Below are 13,790 nucleotides of genomic sequence, written 5' to 3'. Positions count from 1 at the left end.
AGGCTATGGGTGGATTGACGCAAGAGAATCTCAAGATTCTGGCCAGCTACGCCAAGGCCGGAAACCGCGAGTTGTACTGGAACTATCTGTCGCAGCTGCCAGATGCGGATGGCTATGGCACGCTTGCGCTGGGTGTTGTTCGCAACGACAGCCTGCCAGGCCGCGTTGCAAACAGCTACGCGCAGGATTACGCCCGCGATCAGGAGGGCAAGGGCTCCGGCTTTCCCGATGCGCAGCTGAGCGAGCGCCAATGGGAGATGTTTGGGCAGACGCTTCTGCGCCAGGACCTGGAGCGACGCCTGTACTGGATGGAGCAGGGGCGTCCAGACCTGGCACTGAATCTTCCCGGCAAGGATGTAATGCTGGCTCACGACCGGGCATTTGAACGGCATGAACTTGATCCCAACTGCTGGACGCCGCGCGTGTTGCTGCAGGCGGCTGAGCAGAAGAGCGGCCCCGCGAAGCTGGAACAGATCTGGACCAACATGCTCAACAATGACTACGCCGGAGGCCCGCGTGTAGGCAACACCAGCGTCGATGCCATCAGCCAGATGGGATGGACGAAAGGCGGCCAGTACCTCACCCGGTTGAGCGTGCTGGAAGCCACCCAGGCCCTGGAAGGGCGCTCGGTGGTCGATCCGAACGTCATCGGTGGCAACAGCTACTACGCGATGTACTTCGAGGCGGACAGGAAATGGGCCAGCATCAGTGCGGGCGGCGGTCACATGTCGCTGCGCGAGATCACCGATCCCTCACGTATCGCCGAACTCAACGACGCGCGCGAGCTTCGTCTGGAGCGCCTGGAGAAGCGAACCCAGTTCCACCCGGACGACCCATATCGGACCATTACCCGCAGCCCGCTTACCGCAGCCGTGGACGACGTGCCGGATCCCTCACAGGCGCCGACCCGTCTGGCCGACATTGGTCCTGGCCACCGTGAGTACACATTGCTGCAGCAGGTGCGCGAAGGCGTGGCCGCGATCGATGCCAGCACGGGACGTACCCACGATGAGAACAGCGAGCGTCTTGTGGCGAGCGTGATGGCCTTGGCCCGCCGCAACCAGCTTGAACGCGCCGATCACGTGCTGCTGAGTGCCCAGACGGCCGACGCTCCCGCAGGGCGGAACGTGTTCGTGGTGCAGGGCGAAATGACCGACCCCGCCCACCTGCGCGTTTCAATGCCCACGGATATAGCAGTACAGACGCCGGTTGCGCAGTCGTTGCAGCAGATGAAAGCGGTCGACCTGGAGCGCCAGCAGACTGCCGGGCAACGCCAGCAGGAAATTGATGTGCAGGCGCGCGAGAACCATGCGATGCGGATGGGATGAAATCACACCGCCAGTCGCATATGGAACCTTTTCAGTAGTAAGGCGCAGCGCCTGCCAGCCAATGCCAGCCCCCGAAATGGGGGCCGGCACGCATCACGGCAGTGCGTGACTTACGGGATGGTGCAGCCACTGTTCCGCAGGCAACGAGCAAACGCCGGGTAACAGACCTTCTCGCCATTACCCGCCGCCAGGCACGCGTCATACGCGGTGTAGCAAGGGGTACAGCGGGACTGCGCGGAGGCACTGCCGATTCCCAGGGTCAGTGCAGCAGCCGCAATAGCAACAGACAGCTTGAATCCAATCTTCATGCTTCACTCCGTTGATAGCCCTCCTTGGGCAACGGCAACGCTACAGGCGGAGGAGATCGTGCACAAGTGACTGGAAGTGCCGACGGTTTCGGACAGGCGTGGACCAGTGCCAGGCAACGATCTGCTTGCCGGCAGTGGATCAACGCTACACGTGCTTCCGGTCAGAAGCTGTAGGCCGCCTGCACATACACCCGCCGTGGATCTCCGGGGAAATGCCCGTTGCGTTCAATGAAGCCACTGGCCGCGTACACCTTGTCGAACAGGTTCTTGACGTTGGCCTGGAACTGCCACTGCCTCCACGTGGTCTTCCAGCTCACGTCGAACACGGTGTAGGCCTTGACCGTCTGCCCATCCAGGCTGACGCGTTCGCCGACGTGATCCGCGCCAAAGCCGATGGCGGAGTTGATCGCCGGCAGGTCATAACGCGTCCACAACCCCAGCTTGTAGCGCGGCGCATTGGCGAATCGGTCGCCTGAGGCGTTGGTGATGCCATTCGGGCCGGCGTCCTTCACCCGCGCATCGTTGTAGGCGTACGTCAGATTCAGCACCCAGCGCTCGCTGAGGTCGGCCAGCAGGTCAAGCTCCATGCCGGTGCTGCGTACCAGGCCCAGCGCGGCCAACTGGTTCACGCCACCGATCACCTCGCCGGTGGCCTGCACGATGTTGCTGCGGTCGATCCGGTAGGCCGCCATGTTCAAGGCCACACGGTCGGCCAGCAGCGACTTCATGCCTACTTCCCACTGCTTGCTGCGCTCGGCATCGAACGGTCCGCCAGCGGCCGGGTTCTGGTTGGAGGCACTCTGCGGCACGAAACCACTGGCGACGTTGGCGTAGACGTTCAGGCCCTCGCGCACGGTGAACGTGCTGCCCAGCCGCCAGCTGAGATCGTTGCCATCCACACTGTTGCCAGTGATGCGATCCTCATCCTTGAAGCCATCCCAGCGCACCCCGGCCAGCACATGCCAGCGCGGGCCCAGTGCCAGTTCGTCCTGCAGGTAGCCGCCATGGCGCTTGCTGCGGGTGGATGTGCTGCGCCAGGGCAGGGCCGCCAGGTTGTAGTCGTGCCAGGTACTGGCGCCGTACACGGGATTGAACAGGTCGATGCCGCGCACCGGCCCGGCGCCACGCGCAAGGTCAGCGCTGTTCGCGGTCTGTGCGGTGAAATCCGCATCCAGCTGGTACACATCGGCGCCGAACAGCACCTTGTGCTCAACCGTGCCGGTGGCCACCCGCCAGACGGCATTGCCGTTGGCAGTGAATGCTTCGTTGTCGCGTATCTGGTTGCGCAGCTGGCGGGTCATCCACTCGGCCACGCCATCGCGGTCACGATCGATCAGGCCCATCGGCTCGTGGTACATCTGGTGTTCGTTGTTGCTGAACCAGCGGGCGGCGAAGTCCAGGTCCAGAGTGTCGCTCGGCGCGAAACGGTAGTGCGCCAGCGCCACTTTGGCGCGCATGTCGAGGAAGTCGCTGGCCTCGTTGTGGTTCCAGCGGCGGTCGGTCAGGAACGTGCCTGCATCGTTGACCGGCACGCCACGCAGGCGGTTGCCGCCAAGGTTCTGGGTGATGTCGGTGAACTGCAGCACCAGCTCGCCGGTCTGGCCAACGTCGAAGGCCAGCGAGGCGTCGCCGATCACGCTCTCGCTGTCGGTGTTCCAGCGCACGCCCTGTTCACTGTCGGCATAGAGCCCGGCGCGATAGCGTACGCTGCCGATGGCATTCAATGGCCCGGTACCCTCGATCGATCCGGCACGGAAGTCCTTGTCGCCGAGCTGGACCTCGATGCGGCGTTCGGCGCTGGCTTTCGGCTTGCGGGTCACGTAGTTGATGACACCGCCCGCATCACCCCCGCCATACAGCGCGCCTGCCGGCCCCTTCAGCACTTCCACGCGCTCGATGTTGAACAGTTGCGGCACCGAAAATCCTGCGTACGGGTCGCCGCGCAGGCCGTCATACAGCACGTTCTCCTGGCGGAAGCCGCGCAGGGTCACCCCGGCATAGCTGAAATAGCTGATGCCGCTGATGCTGCGATAGAGGTCGGTCACCTGGCGCGCGGCCTGGTCGTCGATCAGTTCACGCGGGATGACCTGGATCGACTGTGGGACCAGCTCCAGGGGCGTATCGGTGCGGGTGCCGACCGCGGCATCGTCTACCCGATACAGTGTCTGTGCGCGTCCGCGGACTTCGACCTTGTCCAGATCCTTGGGTGCGGCAGCGGAGGACTCAGCTGCATGCGCAAGGGGCGCCACGTGCAGGGTCAGTGCCAGGCACAGGGTGCGTTGCAGGGGCATGGGCAGGGGCATTGGGGAGGGTCACGTGTCTGCAAATGAGAAAGATTAGCATTTGCGATACTTCGACGCCTATTCCCCGGATGCGCTATGGACGCGCGCCGGGGTCCGTATACGGGGTGCCCGCCAAGGCCACCAGTACCCCGGTGGCACCGCGCACGATCAGCTGCCGCATGGCCTCACGCGGGTCCTTGCCCTGCAGCTGGCTTGCCAGTCCTTTCTCATAGGCCGCCACCATCGACGCCAGCAGCATGGCCGCGCCCAGTCGCGCTTCGGCGTCATGTTCGGGCCGGCCGACAGCGTGGGCCATCAATCGCGCCAGATCGTCAGTCAACTGCGCCTGCAGCCGTCGCGCGTGCGCGACCAGTACCGGGCTCTCCGCCACGGTGCCCCAGAAGGCGACAGCGCCGGCATTGATGCGCAGCAGCGGATGGCCGGCCTCCAGCAGCTCACGAACGAGCGACTGGAAGGCCGCGAGCGGGGTCAGGCCGCTGCGCGCCATCATGCCCTCGCGCAGCAGCGTGCGCGCCTCCTCATCCCGGTCGAACACCAGGTCTTCCTTGCTGGCGAAGTAGTTGAAGACCGTCTTGCGTGAGACGCCCGCGGCTTCGGCGATCTCGGACATGGAGACGGCCTCGAAGCCGCGCCGGATGATCAGCTCGGTCGCGACGTCCGAAATCGTTTGTCGGGTCACGGCCTTGCGTTGTTCGCGGCGGCCAGGAGGCGGGGCCATGGGCGGTTCACTTGTGAAAACGTACACCGAGTGTAACATTTGATCCGCCAGATCGCCGACCCGGCGCTCACAAGGAATCTCGATGCTGTACGACGTCGTCATTGCCGGTGCTGGCCCGGTTGGCCTGTTCCTGTCCTGCGAACTGGCCCTGGCCGGGTGTTCGGTGCTGGTGCTGGAGCAGGCCGGGTCCGCCGGTTCGCCGTTGAAGCGCCTGCCATTCGGGCTGCGCGGCCTTAACGCCCCCACGCTGGAGGCGCTGGATCGGCGCGGCCTGTTGGACGCGGTCGCCGCGACGCAGGTGCTCAAGCCCGACAAGGGCGCGCCGCCGCCCGGCACCGCCCATTGGCTGGCGCAGCCGCGTGCGCTGGGTGGGCACTTCGCGGGCATTCCATTTGCACTGGACGATGTGGACCAGGCGCGCTGGAGCTGGCGCCTGCCGACACCGGCGGGCACCCAGATGGCGGTGGAGTTGCAGGCCCTGGAAGCGGTGTTCGCCGAACGTGCGACTGCGCTGGGCGTGCGCATCGAACGCGGGCGTGCGGTGCAGGCGGTGGATGCGCACGAGGCGCAGGTTGCCGTGCACACCGGCTCCGGCAGGGTCCACGGCCGCTGGCTGGTCGGTTGTGATGGGGCCCGCAGCACGGTACGCAAACAATCGGGCTTCCTCTTCGCTGGAACCGGGCCAGAGTTCACCGGTTACACGCTGCTGGTCGAACTGGCAGATGGGTGTGTACTCACAACAGGCCGACAGTTCACCGATCACGGGATGTGCAATTTCAACCCGCCAGGCATGCTGGCGCTGGCCGATTTCGATGGTGGCGCCGGCCATCGCACGCCACTGGACCGGCTCACCGCGCAAGCGTTGCTGCGGCGGGTGTCTGGCCGCGAGGCAACGATCACTGCATTGCACCTGGCCACGACATGGACCGATGCTGCGCGCCAGGCGACGGCCTATCGCAGCGGACGTGTGCTGTTGGCAGGTGATGCCGCGCACATGCATTCGCCGTTGGGCGGCCAGGGACTGAACCTCGGCATCGGCGATGCGATGAACCTCGGTTGGAAGCTGGCCGCCGTAGCGCGGGGCAAGGCCGATGAGGCGCTGCTGGACAGCTATCAGGCGGAGCGCCATCCGGTGGGTGCCAAGGTGCTGGACTGGTCGCGCGCGCAGGTTGCGCTGATGCGACCCGGGCCCGGTTCGCGCGCGCTGGCAGCGATCATGGCCGACCTGGCCGGCACCCGCGATGGGGCCACGTATCTGGCCGAGCGGATCTGGGGTGTTTCGCAGCAGCTGGATCTTGACGGAGACCACCCGCTGGTCGGCAGGAGCGCCCCGGAATTCCGGTTGGTCGATGGCCGCCGTCTGGGCGAACTGTTGAGAGCGGGGCAGGGGGCGCTGCTTGTTTTCGACCCGGCCTCTTCGCCGCCGCAGCATGGCCGACGCTGGCAGCCTTCCATCGCCTGCGCTGCAGATACCGGGGATGTGGCGTCGGGCCTGGAGGCGGTGCTGGTGCGCCCGGATGGCATCGTTGCCTGGGCCTGTGGCACGCAAGGGGATATGTCCGGCCTCGATTCAGCGCTTGCTTCCTGGACCGGTCCGACCCGGTGTTCTGCCGGCTAATGCGCAGTCACCATCGTCTGCGAGCGACAGCTGGCCTCGGTCATCACCGAGGCCAGCTGCTTCAGTGAGTAGGGCTTGCGCAGCAGCGTGAAACCGTGGCCTGGATCGCGGGCCAGCAGTTCGCTGTAGCCACTGGTGAGGATGATCGGAAGATCGGGCAGGCGGCTGCGGATGGTGCGGGCCAGATCCAGCCCATTGGTCCCGGGCATGACCACGTCGCTGAACACCACGTGGAAACGGGCAGCGTCGCGCTCGAGCTCCGCCAGTGCTTCGTCGGCATTGCGCGCGAGTACGACGTTGTACTCAAGCTCGCGCAGCGCACCGACTGCAAATTCGGCCACATCCACATTGTCTTCCACCACCAGCACGCACAATCCGTGACCATGCAGCAATCCCGGTTGCGCGGTCGGCAGCTCGATGGAGGCGTTTGCCTGCGCCAGCGGCAGATACAGCGTGAAGCGCGTACCGACACCGGCCTGGCTCTGTACGTCCACTTCGCCCTCGGACTGCTTGACGAAGCCGAAAACCTGGCTGAGGCCAAGCCCGGTGCCCGCGCCCACTCCCTTGGTGGTGAAGAATGGCTCGAAGATCCGGTCCACCACGGACGGATCGATACCGGCACCGGTGTCGCTGACGCTGATCGCAGCGAAGTTGCCTTTCATCGGCGCCGCGAACCGTACGGAAGGCACCGATGCCAGCTGTTCCACATCGATCGTCACCTTGCCGTGGCCGTCGATGGCGTCGCGCGCGTTCACCGCGATGTTGATCAGTGCGGTGTCGAGCTGGGTCCGGTCCAGCAGCACCGGCAACGGGGCGTCGGGCAGGTTCACCGACACGGAGATGCGTGCACCCAGCACTGTGGTGATGATGTCTGAAAGCGCGCGTACGCTCTCGCAGAGGTCGAATACCTGCGGCGACAGGCTCTGCCTGCGCGAGAACGCCAGAAGCTGGGCGGTCAGGCGAGTGGCGCGGTCAGCGGCGGTTTCGATCGCCTGTACATAGCGCAGGCGCGCATCTTCGGCCGGCCAGGTATGCAGCAGCATGTCCACGGAACCGGTGATGACCTGCAGCAGATTGTTGAAGTCGTGGGCAACGCCGCCGGTCAGCTGGCCGATGGCCTCCAGCTTCTGCGACTGCCGCAGCTGTTCGCGGGCGCGTACCAGTTCAAGATGGGCCTCGCGTGCCTGCTCGGTGATGGCCGCCACCTGGCGGGCGTGCCGGTCGCGTTCGATCACCCGTTCGGTCTGCTCGCTGACCATGCAGATGATGCCGGCCACGCCTCCGCAACCGGCACGCAGCGGCGAGTAGGAGAACGTCCAGAATGTCTCGCGCAACGTGCCATCACGGTCCATCATCAACGGCATGTTCTTGAAACTGCGGCTTGTACCGCCGAAGGCGTCGTTGACAGCATCGACGACGTCGGCCCAGACGTCCGCCCAGACGTCTTCCAATCGGCTGCCCATGGCGCCGTGCAGCTTGCCGCCGAGCATCGGCAGGTAGGCATCGTTGAAGAAGAACGCCTTGTTGTCGCGGCCCCATGCGATCCACAGCGGCTCCGGAGAATCCAGGATCATCGCCAGCAGAGCGCGAAGTTCGGGAGGAGCGTTGGTCGCGTCGGCGGAACGGGCCCAGTCGCTGTCCTGCAGCAGTCGGTAGGCGAGTTGATCGGGTGCCGAGACAGGAAGGGGGAAGGGATGCATGGCCGTGCGCGAAGAAAGGTGCCGCAGCTTAGCCGAGGTGATGTCATTGCGCCCTGCACAGTTCCTTTGCCCCGGCCGTCATCGGCCCTTCGGGCGGACGAGGTGGCTCACGGGGCGGCCTCTGACTGCACCATCATCCCTGCGCCAACGGCCTGCGTCGTGGCACCGTCGTATTGCAGCCTCAGACACCCAGAAGCGAATTCACCTGCCAATCGGCAACCCGCGCATGGCTCACCGCCTGATGACTGCCGCATCCGTCGCAGCGGAACAAGGCGCCGCCCGGCAGCTGGACCAGATTGTCTTCGCTGGCCGAGCGGGTTTCAGAGCAATGCCGGCAGATGACAGTGAGCGCCGTAATGCGCTCCACCCCGCCAGACAGGTCGAACACAGCTTCAAAGGCATGGATGACAGGGTGACCAGTGGCCGGCATCGGGAAAGTCGTCGTGATGGGGAGGCCTTATCCTGCCCCCCCGATCGTGACGGGCTGGTCATCCGCATGCATTGGAACGATCAAGATGCCCGGCGGCTCAGAGATCCTTCTTCTTGCCGCTCAGGTCGATCGGCCTGTCACTGCCCTTGCGCTCGCTCGACCACACTTCCATGCTCTTGTTGCAGCGGCTCTCGCGGGCAGCCACTTCGGGTGGCAGGTCCTTCAGATGCGGCGACTCCTGACAGGCCTGGTGCATGTTGCTGTCGTCATACGTGGCACAGGCGCTGAGCGTGGCCAGGGCAAAGGCAGTGAGGGAGGCGCGAAGCAGGGGCTGCAGGATCATGGGGAGGTCTCGGGTGGTGCCGGGCTGGCCATGGAATTCAAATCCGTGACCCCGGGCACGAGCAATCCGTCCAACCGCACTTGTTATTCTGTAACAGATGCGCGATAGTCCGGCGCCTGCTGCTGTCAGGCGACGCAGATCATCAGGATCATGCTCAGCGCCAGCATCAGCACGAATACGCGCCGGCTCAGCGCAAGGCAGGCCAGGCAGGCGGCCAGTGCCCAGGCAGCCAGCAACGCGCAGGCCAGCAGCCACAGCCCGATCACGATCAGGGATCCACTGGCCGGTGCGGAGAGTGCGATCGCCTTGAACAGCGTCACGCCCAGCAAACTGCCGAGTACGCCTGCCTGCAGGGCGATGGCATCGTGGCGGGCAGGGGCAGGCGGGTGGTGCATGTCGGCGGCGTTCGTTCGCTGCGAGGGAGGCGCAGCCACTGTGCCCGACCGCATATCCACGCCATGTGTTTTTCGCGCACGCGATGCGCAGCCGGCTCAGTCGAACTCGCCCTCGGCCGATTCCAGCCGCTGCCGGTACGCCGCCCGATGCTGGTACAGGCGCTGGCACTCGGCGGACCGGTGGATCCGGCTGGCCGGTTCGTTGGCCACGGCGTCGCACATCCTTGCGATGTGGTTGTTGGACGCCAGTTCGGTCACGAAGAACACGGCGGTGATGCCGGTACCCAGCAGCACGACATAGAGCAGGCGGCTGAGCCAGCGCGTGCGCTTGCGCTCGAAGTGCTGCTGGAGGGTCAGGTCGAAGCGGATGATGCTGAGCACGATCCAGATGATCGCGACCAGGAAGCAGATGGTAGGCAGCAGGCCTCGCCAGAGTCCTGCTTCGTACACCGACTCGCTGTAGTGAACTGCTGCCCCGGCACCTGCGATGGCGATCGCCAGCGCCCAGTTACGGCCCAGCGAGAGCAGGTCATCGAGCAGCTTCTCCCGGTTCCTGGTCGATCCTGCTGCCACGTGGGTTCCGTCTCCATGCTGCGACCGGCGGCGGAACTGCCGCCGATCCTGCAGATGGTGGAGCATCGCTGCGGCGATGAGAAGACCGCGCGGCTCAGTGTGCGATGGCGCGGGCGCCGATCCAGCGCCGGTAGCGGCGCGTCCGACACTTTGCGGCCGCCTGTGCCAGCAGCAGGGCCCATACCGGTGAAACCGTGGGTGCGGTGGGGCGGCGCCGGCTCAACCGGCCCAGCTGATACTTCACTGCGGCCATGTGCGCACTGGCCGCCAGCGGCTTGCTGCGCCAGTTGATGTTGCGCAGTGTCGGCACCGGATCGCGGCCCTGCTGCCAGTGCTGCGGCAGATCCGGCTCGATCGCCAGCGCCGTGGCGATGCCGACCATGGCCACGCCGCTGGCCAGCACCTGCTCTGCCACTTCGCGGCGGCGGATGCCGCCGGTGACCATCAGCGGCATCGTTGCCACCGTGGCGATCTCGCGCGCGAATTCGAGGAAGTACGCTTCGCGGGCCACGCTGCGCTGGTCGCGTGCGGCGCCGGTCATGGCCGGTGCTTCATAGCTGCCGCCAGACAGTTCGACCAGATCCACGCCGAGGGGCGCCAGCATCTCGACCATGTCGCGCGCGTCCTCGGGCGAGAAGCCACCCCGCTGGAAGTCGGCGGAGTTGAGCTTCACCGCCACCACGAACGTGGGCGCCACCGCCGCGCGCACACCCTGCACGATCTCCAGCAGCAGGCGCGCACGGTTCTGCAGGCTGCCACCCCAGCGGTCATCGCGGCGGTTCGACAGCGGCGACAGGAACTGGCTGAGCAGGTAGCCGTGCGCGGCATGGATCTCCACGCCGCTGAAACCGGCGCGCTCGGCCAGCTCGGCACTGCGGATGAAGCGAGCGATCACGTCTTCAATATCCGCCTCGGTCATCGCCCGCGGCGGCGCGAACTGTTTGGACAGTGCGCCCATGTCCAAGGGGACCGCCGAAGGCGCCAATGCCGGCTGGCCGAGCGCGGCCGGCATCTGCCGCCCTGGGTGGTTGATCTGCATCCACATCTGCACCCCGCGCGAGCGCGCGGCGTCGGCCCAGGCGATGAAACGCTCCAGGTGGCGATCGTCCTCCAGCACCACGCCGCCGGGGCCGGTCATGGCGCGGCCATCAACCATCACGTTGCCGGTGATGATCAGTCCGGCGCCGCCGTCGGCCCAGCGCTGGTACAACTGCAGCAGCGCTTCGGAGGGGGCGTGGTCGGCGTCGGCCATGTTCTCCTCCATCGCCGCCTTGGCGATGCGGTTGCGGATGAGGGCGCCGGAAGGCAGCGCCAGGGGCGAGAACAGCGACATGGGACAGCTCCAGGACAGGGGAATGGCGCTACGCTAACCTTCAAGTTTTATTGAAGGTCAATGGGTTCCGATGTCGAGGATTCAGGCAGATGAAGATCGGTGAGCTGGCCCGCCGCACGGGCCTGGCGGCGTCACGCATCCGCTTCTATGAGGAGGCAGGGTTGCTGGTCGTCCAGCGGCAGGCCAACGGCTACCGCGACTACCCGGAGCAGGCGGTGCTGCTGCTGGAGCTGATTACCGGTGCGCAGCGCGCCGGCTTCAGCCTGGAGGAGATACGCGCCTTGCTGCCACCGGATATGGGCCAGTGGCAGCACGACGCATTGATCTCAATGCTGCAGCAGAAGGTGGCCGACATCGAGGCGCTGCAGTTGCGGCTGGCAGAGAGCCGGGCGCACCTGCTGGCCCTGATCGAGGACATCCAGGCGCGGCCGGAGGGCATCGACTGCGCGGCCAACTCGCGGCGGGTGCTGGAGCGCGTCAAGCGCGGTGAGCTGGCGCGCCCGACACTTGCGGCCGGCGATACGGCGTTGCTGCGGCCGGATCGCCGCCGCCGCGCGGGCAGCAGCTGACAATCCGGCGCGAAGGTCAGTGGCTGCCCACGCCGGCTGTCTTGCGCTTCCTGTCCAGCATCACCGCCACGCACCACAGCAGCAGGCCGCCGATGGCGGTGGCGGCACCGACATAGCCGGTGCTGGCCGGGCTGAAGCCGGCACTGATCGCCATGCCGCCCAGCCACGGCCCCAGCGCATTGGCGGTATTGAAGGCGGCATGGTTGGAGGCGGCGGCCAGGGTCTGTGCTTCGCCGGCCACGTCCATCAGGCGCGTCTGCAGCACCGCCGCCAGCGCGCCCATGGTGCCGACGGTGATGATCATCGGACCGATCGTCCACACCGACTGCGCGGCCAGCGGATACAGCAGCAGCATCACGATCGACCACAGCAGCACCACCGCGGCGGCCTTGAAGTGGAACTTGTCCACCAGCCAGCCACCGGCGATGTTGCCGATGATCGCGCCGATGCCGAACACGCCCACCGCCAGCGGCATCCACGATTCGGCCACGCCGGTGACCTGCACCAGGGTCGGTGCCAGGTAGGTGAACACGCAGAACATACCAGCGAAGCCAACGGCGCCGATCGCCAGCGCCAGCCACACCTGGGTGGTGTTGAAGGCGCGCAGTTCGCGCATCGGCGAGGTACGGACCTCGTCCGGGTCCGGCAACAGGAAGCGCGCGATCATCGCCACGGTGGCGATGGCCAGCACGCTGACCAGGGCAAAGGCGGTGCGCCAGCTCAGCTGCTGGCCCAGCCAGGTGGTCAGCGGATTGCCGACCAGGATCGCGATCGACAGGCCCAGCAACACGCGCGACATCGCCTGGCCGCGCTGGCCGGCCGGGCTGATCGCGGCGGCAACCAGCATCGCCACGCCGAAGTAGGCGCCATGCGGCAGGCCGGCGACGAAACGCGCAATGAGCATCGTGCCGTAGTTCGGCGCCAGTGCGCTGGCCAGGTTGCCGACGGCATAGAAGCCCATCAGTGCCAGCAGCAGCTTGCGGCGAGGGAAGCTGGCGCCGACGAAGGCGAGGATCGGGGCGCCGACGACCACGCCGATGGCGTAGGCGCTGATCAGGTGGCCGACCTGGGTTTCGGAAATCGACAGGCCGCGGCTGATCTCCAGCATCAGGCCCATGCTGGCGAATTCACTGGTGCCGATGGCGAAGCCGCCCAGCGACAGGGCAAGGATGATCAGGGTGCGCTGACGGGGCGTCAGCCGCGCAGCCAGGGAAGAGTTGGGGCTCATGCGGGGCGCGATGGGGGCGGGGAGCCGGTCATTGTACTGCTGCACCGCAACAAGGGCAGCAGCACTCAGGGTAAATCAGCGTTTGATCGGTGACACGTTCGCCCACCGGCCACCGCGCGGCGCGATCAGATGCCCAGCGCTGCCCGGGCGTGCGCATACTTGCCGCGCAGGCGCCCGGCCGTCGCCGCGTCGAGCATCGCCAGGCGCTGCGGATCGGCGTTGTCATCCAGATCGGCCTGCTTCACCTTCAGTGCCAGCGGGTGGGCGGCAATGCGCGCGTAGTAGCTGTCCGCGTCGGGGGCCGCGTCGCGGTTGAGCAGGTGCACCGCCTCGCGCAGCGGGGCGGGAAAGACCTCGATCTGTGCGGCAAACGCCGGGCAGTCTTCGGCTACGTCATGCAGCCAGGCCACCACTTCGGCGTCATCGTCGCCGCGCACCGCGGCCGCCACCCGCGCCACATGGCAGATGTAAGGCTGGCCGGCCTTGTCCGTCTGGCCCGCGTGGGCCTCGGTGGCCAGCGTGCGTGCAAGTGCTACCCAGTCCATTGCAGTCTCCTTGGATATCCGCAGACAGTTTCGCGCAGAAACCGTAGCGCTTGTGCATACGCCGATGACACTGCGATGGGCATCATGGCGGGGCAGGGGACGCAGTGTTGCCCCGACAAGGAGGAATGCGATGCAGGAATTCAGGCATGTGCTGGAAACCCGTGGCCGCTATCAGCTGGTAGCAGTGTCCTACGAGCCGGTGTACGCTCCGGGCGATGTGGTCGGCCATGCGGTCGTCGCCGACGATGGGGATCGTCTGACCGACCTGGTATCACTGGCCGAAGCGCGCCAACTGCTGTTGCAGCGGGTGCGTGAAGAGGGCGAAGAGCCCGGGCTGGAGAACGAAAACAACCTGCGGAAGAAGGCGTCGCGCTGGCGCCGCCGCTAGGCCGTCGCGCC

Annotated in this window: 15 protein-coding genes; 4 read left to right on the top strand and 11 right to left on the bottom strand. The window is 66.2% G+C overall.

What is annotated here, in order from left to right; genetic code table 11:
- Nucleotides 1-5: 5 nt before the first annotated feature.
- Nucleotides 6-1,328 (top strand): Smlt3024 family type IV secretion system effector, encoded by a 1,323-nt coding sequence (locus AC5P60_RS17180; RefSeq protein WP_483693781.1) that lies wholly within the window; start codon nt 6-8, stop codon nt 1,326-1,328.
- A 110-nt stretch (nt 1,329-1,438) separates the two neighbouring features.
- On the opposite strand, the gene AC5P60_RS17175 is transcribed toward AC5P60_RS17180, so the two are convergent.
- The 3 genes from AC5P60_RS17175 to AC5P60_RS17165 all read right to left on the bottom strand — a co-directional run bounded on the left by AC5P60_RS17175 (nt 1,439) and on the right by AC5P60_RS17165 (nt 4,657).
- Nucleotides 1,439-1,636 (bottom strand): hypothetical protein, encoded by a 198-nt coding sequence (locus AC5P60_RS17175; RefSeq protein ID WP_005410142.1) that lies wholly within the window; start codon nt 1,634-1,636, stop codon nt 1,439-1,441.
- Between the two features lie 161 nt (nt 1,637-1,797).
- Entirely contained in the window at nt 1,798-3,939 is a 2,142-nt protein-coding gene (locus AC5P60_RS17170; RefSeq protein WP_495201788.1) for a TonB-dependent siderophore receptor, read from the bottom strand.
- A gap of 73 nt (nt 3,940-4,012) precedes the next feature.
- A complete protein-coding gene (locus tag AC5P60_RS17165) occupies nt 4,013-4,657 on the bottom strand; it encodes a TetR/AcrR family transcriptional regulator (protein ID WP_414497663.1) in 645 nt (214 codons plus the stop codon).
- Between the two features lie 82 nt (nt 4,658-4,739).
- On the opposite strand from AC5P60_RS17165, the gene AC5P60_RS17160 reads away from it, so the two are divergent.
- Nucleotides 4,740-6,275, top strand: coding sequence for an FAD-dependent monooxygenase (locus tag AC5P60_RS17160; RefSeq protein ID WP_483693783.1), 1,536 nt, complete (start codon nt 4,740-4,742; stop codon nt 6,273-6,275).
- Here AC5P60_RS17160 and AC5P60_RS17155 read toward each other — a convergent pair.
- From AC5P60_RS17155 to AC5P60_RS17130, 6 genes are all read right to left on the bottom strand, one after another.
- Nucleotides 6,272-7,975, bottom strand: a complete 1,704-nt coding sequence (locus tag AC5P60_RS17155) for an ATP-binding protein (RefSeq protein ID WP_483693784.1) — start codon at nt 7,973-7,975, stop codon at nt 6,272-6,274. The genes AC5P60_RS17160 and AC5P60_RS17155 overlap by 4 nt on opposite strands.
- A gap of 181 nt (nt 7,976-8,156) precedes the next feature.
- Nucleotides 8,157-8,405: a hypothetical protein gene (locus AC5P60_RS17150; protein WP_005410137.1), complete on the bottom strand. Its 249-nt coding sequence runs from the start codon at nt 8,403-8,405 to the stop codon at nt 8,157-8,159.
- Nucleotides 8,406-8,502: 97 nt separating this feature from the next.
- A complete protein-coding gene (locus AC5P60_RS17145) occupies nt 8,503-8,748 on the bottom strand; it encodes a hypothetical protein (protein WP_024958240.1) in 246 nt (81 codons plus the stop codon).
- Between the two features lie 125 nt (nt 8,749-8,873).
- Complete coding sequence (locus AC5P60_RS17140) at nt 8,874-9,143, bottom strand: hypothetical protein (protein ID WP_033833174.1); 270 nt, start codon at nt 9,141-9,143, stop codon at nt 8,874-8,876.
- A 96-nt stretch (nt 9,144-9,239) separates the two neighbouring features.
- Nucleotides 9,240-9,716 (bottom strand): hypothetical protein, encoded by a 477-nt coding sequence (locus AC5P60_RS17135; protein ID WP_005413845.1) that lies wholly within the window; start codon nt 9,714-9,716, stop codon nt 9,240-9,242.
- Between the two features lie 94 nt (nt 9,717-9,810).
- Nucleotides 9,811-11,049, bottom strand: coding sequence for an NADH:flavin oxidoreductase/NADH oxidase family protein (locus tag AC5P60_RS17130; RefSeq protein ID WP_483693786.1), 1,239 nt, complete (start codon nt 11,047-11,049; stop codon nt 9,811-9,813).
- Between the two features lie 89 nt (nt 11,050-11,138).
- Between AC5P60_RS17130 and AC5P60_RS17125 the strand changes: the two genes are divergently transcribed.
- Entirely contained in the window at nt 11,139-11,618 is a 480-nt protein-coding gene (locus AC5P60_RS17125; protein ID WP_005410131.1) for a MerR family transcriptional regulator, read from the top strand.
- Nucleotides 11,619-11,634: 16 nt separating this feature from the next.
- Here the strand turns inward: AC5P60_RS17125 and AC5P60_RS17120 are convergent, their stop codons facing one another.
- Nucleotides 11,635-12,846 (bottom strand): MFS transporter, encoded by a 1,212-nt coding sequence (locus AC5P60_RS17120; protein ID WP_005410130.1) that lies wholly within the window; start codon nt 12,844-12,846, stop codon nt 11,635-11,637.
- Nucleotides 12,847-12,971: 125 nt separating this feature from the next.
- A complete protein-coding gene (locus AC5P60_RS17115; RefSeq protein ID WP_012480647.1) occupies nt 12,972-13,391 on the bottom strand; it encodes an HD domain-containing protein in 420 nt (139 codons plus the stop codon).
- Nucleotides 13,392-13,521: 130 nt separating this feature from the next.
- Between AC5P60_RS17115 and AC5P60_RS17110 the strand changes: the two genes are divergently transcribed.
- On the top strand, nt 13,522-13,779 hold the full coding sequence (locus AC5P60_RS17110; protein ID WP_005410128.1) for a hypothetical protein: 258 nt from the start codon (nt 13,522-13,524) through the stop codon (nt 13,777-13,779).
- Nucleotides 13,780-13,790: the final 11 nt, after the last annotated feature.

The sequence above is a fragment of the Stenotrophomonas sp. YJH_SMC_120 genome, from assembly GCF_059368675.1.
The sequence above is the reverse complement of the archived record's forward strand: the minus strand, read 5'-3'. Positions and strand labels throughout refer to the sequence as shown.

Excerpts from the sequence above, each read along its gene's own strand:
- AC5P60_RS17180 (WP_483693781.1), top strand. The coding sequence starts at position 6 with ATGGGTGGATTGACGCAAGAGAATCTCAAGATTCTGGCCAGCTACGCC.
- AC5P60_RS17170 (WP_495201788.1), bottom strand. The coding sequence starts at position 3,939 with ATGCCCCTGCCCATGCCCCTGCAACGCACCCTGTGCCTGGCACTGACC.
- AC5P60_RS17165 (WP_414497663.1), bottom strand. The coding sequence starts at position 4,657 with ATGGCCCCGCCTCCTGGCCGCCGCGAACAACGCAAGGCCGTGACCCGA.
- AC5P60_RS17145 (WP_024958240.1), bottom strand. The coding sequence starts at position 8,748 with ATGATCCTGCAGCCCCTGCTTCGCGCCTCCCTCACTGCCTTTGCCCTG.
- AC5P60_RS17175 (WP_005410142.1), bottom strand. The coding sequence starts at position 1,636 with ATGAAGATTGGATTCAAGCTGTCTGTTGCTATTGCGGCTGCTGCACTG.
- AC5P60_RS17140 (WP_033833174.1), bottom strand. The coding sequence starts at position 9,143 with ATGCACCACCCGCCTGCCCCTGCCCGCCACGATGCCATCGCCCTGCAG.
- AC5P60_RS17120 (WP_005410130.1), bottom strand. The coding sequence starts at position 12,846 with ATGAGCCCCAACTCTTCCCTGGCTGCGCGGCTGACGCCCCGTCAGCGC.
- AC5P60_RS17125 (WP_005410131.1), top strand. The coding sequence starts at position 11,139 with ATGAAGATCGGTGAGCTGGCCCGCCGCACGGGCCTGGCGGCGTCACGC.
- AC5P60_RS17115 (WP_012480647.1), bottom strand. The coding sequence starts at position 13,391 with ATGGACTGGGTAGCACTTGCACGCACGCTGGCCACCGAGGCCCACGCG.
- AC5P60_RS17130 (WP_483693786.1), bottom strand. The coding sequence starts at position 11,049 with ATGTCGCTGTTCTCGCCCCTGGCGCTGCCTTCCGGCGCCCTCATCCGC.
- AC5P60_RS17110 (WP_005410128.1), top strand. The coding sequence starts at position 13,522 with ATGCAGGAATTCAGGCATGTGCTGGAAACCCGTGGCCGCTATCAGCTG.
- AC5P60_RS17155 (WP_483693784.1), bottom strand. The coding sequence starts at position 7,975 with ATGCATCCCTTCCCCCTTCCTGTCTCGGCACCCGATCAACTCGCCTAC.
- AC5P60_RS17150 (WP_005410137.1), bottom strand. The coding sequence starts at position 8,405 with ATGCCGGCCACTGGTCACCCTGTCATCCATGCCTTTGAAGCTGTGTTC.
- AC5P60_RS17160 (WP_483693783.1), top strand. The coding sequence starts at position 4,740 with ATGCTGTACGACGTCGTCATTGCCGGTGCTGGCCCGGTTGGCCTGTTC.